Source organism: Streptomyces sp. NPDC052052 (assembly GCF_040680455.1).
GTDB lineage: Bacteria > Actinomycetota > Actinomycetes > Streptomycetales > Streptomycetaceae > Streptomyces.
The window spans coordinates 1-1,784 of sequence record NZ_JBFAWU010000062.1 but is presented as its reverse complement, the minus strand read 5'-3'; the positions used below and the strand labels follow the sequence as shown (position 1 = coordinate 1,784).

The following is a 1,784-nucleotide window of genomic DNA, read 5'->3' as shown; positions in this document are numbered from 1 at the left end:
AACTGGGCCCCCAGCACACCCTGCTCCCGCAACCCGTGCTGCCACCGAGCCACATCCAGATACTGCAGACCGAGCACCGGAAGCTCAACCGACCGACCCTCCGCCTCGGCCCCATAGAACTCCCCCAGCTCACGCCAGAAGATCTCGTCCGACCACGCATCGGTGAACGCATGATGCGTCACCACCAACAGCACATGATCGTCCGCCGCCAGACGGAACAACACCACACGCAACGGCACATGCCCATCCAGATCGAACGGCTCAACCGCACGCTCCACAACCAGCCCCGCCAGCACCTCCTCACGACCCCGACCCTCACGACCCCGACCCTCAGGAACCACCACCACATCCACACCCACCGGACCCGCCGGCACCACCTCCTGCACCACCGACCCACCACGCTCAACAAACCGCGTCCTCAACACCTCATGACGCCCCACCACCCCAGCCAGAGCCCGCCCCAACGCCTCCACATCCAACAAACCCGACAACCGATACGCCGACGGCACGTTGTACGAACCCGCCCCCGGATCCAAACGCCACAAGAACCACAACGCCTCCTGCGCCGGCGACAACACCCCCTCCACCGCACCCGAACCCACCAACACATCTGCGGAGGAGGCGGCGGGCGACGCAGGCTGCCGGTTCCGCAGCAGCGTGGCCGCACCGGCTACGGTCGGGTTCTGGTAGAACTCGGCCTGTTCCAGTTCCAGTCCGAGGCGCTCTCGCACCTGGAACTTCACGCGCATGGCGATCAGTGAGTGTCCACCGATGTCGAAGAAGTTGTCGTGCCGGCCGACGGTGTCGACCTCCCGTATGAGGTCCTTGAAGATCTCCGCGATGACGGTCTCGAGTTCGTCCTGCGGAGGCTCGCTCGGGGCCGGTGCGGGCAGCCGATCCACGGCCACGTCGCCGCCGGGTGTCCGGGGCAGGCTGTCCAGCACGGTGATGCCGACGGACTCGACGTACGGGGGCAGCATGTCGTCGAGGTAGTCGTGGAGCCGGTCCACGGCGTCCGGCGGGGCGGCATCGGCCAGTACGACGAACAGGTCCACGTTCCGGGGTTCGCCGGGCCTGAGGAAGGCTTCCACGACCAGCGGGTTCTTCTCCATGGCCGCCCGGAGCTCATCCGGATCGACCAGGTCGTCCTCATCCGGTGTGCTGTCGTCGCGTCCCTCGATGGACGGGTCCGGCAGGAAGCGCTCGGCGGTCGGGCCGGCGAGGCCGAGGGGTCCACGGACCAGCCCGCCCATGCCGACAGGGGGTTCGATCTCGTCGATACGGCACCCGGGGTCCTCGGCGACGGCTCGCAGGACGCGCACCAGGTCCTGAGCCATCCGCTCGGCGCTCTCTCGTTCGAGCAGGTTCTCGTTGTATCGCAGTGCCCCGTGCAGGGTCCCGTCGTCGCTCTCGCGGCAGGCCATCGCCAGATCGGTCGGTGCCCCGACGTCGTCGACCGGAAATCCGCTCCAGGTGACGTCACCGGCCGTGATTCCCGCAGCATCGCCCGTGCCTGTTGCCTGATGAGTGAACATGGCTTGGTAGACGGGGTTGCGACTGGGGTCGTGGGTGGGCCGGATTCTTTCCACCACCGAGCTGAAGGGCACGTCCTGGTGGGCCATGCCTTCCAACACTGTGGCGCGGACCTGTTCCAACAGGTCGGTGAAACGCGTTCCCAGCTCCCAACGACCCCGCAGAGCGACCACGTTGACGAAATATCCCATCAACGGCGCCGTCTCGGGACGCGTCCGCCCGGTCATCGGGCACCCCACCACGACATCACG

1 protein-coding gene is annotated in these 1,784 nt (G+C 67.0%); it reads right to left on the bottom strand.

Annotated elements, in window-relative coordinates; translation table 11 throughout:
- A partial coding sequence (locus AB0L71_RS32640) for a condensation domain-containing protein (protein WP_365250367.1) occupies nucleotides 1-1,760 on the bottom strand: 1,760 nt, incomplete at its 3' end.
- Between the last annotated feature and the right edge of the window lie 24 nt (nucleotides 1,761-1,784).